Origin of the sequence: Atopobacter sp. AH10 (genome assembly GCF_003664595.1) — a bacterium.
Classification (GTDB): Bacteria; Bacillota; Bacilli; order Lactobacillales; family Aerococcaceae; genus Atopobacter.
On the sequence record NZ_QXPZ01000017.1, the window covers coordinates 1 to 618 of the forward strand.

1 pseudogene is annotated in these 618 nt (G+C 39.6%); it reads left to right on the forward strand.

The window, feature by feature from the left end:
- Positions 1-618, forward strand: a pseudogene (locus D3H64_RS10200) (hypothetical protein); the annotation flags it as partial.

The following is a 618-nucleotide window of genomic DNA, read 5'->3' on the forward strand; positions in this document are numbered from 1 at the left end:
AAAGACGGCCTAAGTCCAGAAATCACCACCCAAACAGATCCAAAGACCGGAAAAGTAACCATCATAATCCAAAAGAAGAAATATGGAAAAGATGGTAAGACCATAGAAAATGATGGCGATCCAATCAAAGTAACAGACGGTAAAGATGGAAAGACACCAGAAATCACAACCGAAGACATCAAGGATCCTAAGACCAATGAAGTGATTGGTAAGAAAGTCATCGTGAAAGTGGATGGCAAAGAAGTTCAATCCTTTGAGATCAAGAACGGTGAAAAAGGTGACCCTGGTAAAGATGGAAAAGACGGCCTAAGTCCAGAAATCACCACCCAAACAGATCCAAAGACCGGCAAAGTAACCATCATAATCCAAAAGAAGAAATATGGAAAAGATGGTAAGACCATAGAAAAAGACGGAGATCCAATCAAGGTAACAGATGGTAAAGACGGAAATAATGGTAAAGACGGTCTAAGTCCAGAGGTCACCACACAAACTGATCCTAAGACTGGAAAAGTTACCATCATCATTCAAAAGAAGAAATATGGTCAAGATGGTAAAACCATAGAAAATGATGGCGATCCAATCAAAGTAACAGACGGTAAAGATGGACTAAACGGTAAA